The organism is Streptomyces sp. DH12, assembly GCF_020873895.1.
Taxonomy (GTDB): Bacteria; Actinomycetota; Actinomycetes; order Streptomycetales; family Streptomycetaceae; genus Streptomyces.
The window spans coordinates 1-414 of record NZ_JAHWGT010001416.1 but is presented as its reverse complement, the minus strand read 5'-3'; the positions used below and the strand labels follow the sequence as shown (position 1 = coordinate 414).

General features: G+C 72.5%; 1 pseudogene. It reads left to right on the top strand.

The annotated features are described in order from the left end of the window. Nucleotides 1-414, top strand: a pseudogene (locus LPA54_RS40355) (AAA family ATPase); the annotation flags it as partial.

Genomic DNA, 414 nt, shown 5'->3' with positions numbered 1-414 from the left:
GCAGAGAGCGATTCCACCCCCGACCCCACCGGCACCCCCGATCCCACCGGCGCCTCCGACCCCTTGGCGCACGAACGTGCCCATCTCGCCGCGTCCCGCGCCGCCCTGCGCGGGATGCGCGAGGACGTCCAGGCCCTCGATATCCGCGACGTCACCGCGAACTGGGTCAACGCCACCGTGCTCCAGGCCCAGATCGACGACCGCATCAAGGCGCTCGCCGACCTCTCGCACACCCCGCTGTTCTTCGGCCGCATCGACTATCTGCACGCCGTCGGCGGCGAGCCGGCCGAGGGGGCGGAGGGCGAGCGGTTCTACATCGGCCGCCGGCACGTCCACGACGCCGCCGGGGACCCCATGGTCATCGACTGGCGTGCGCCGGTCTCCCAGCCGTACTACCAGGCGTCCCGCAGGAAC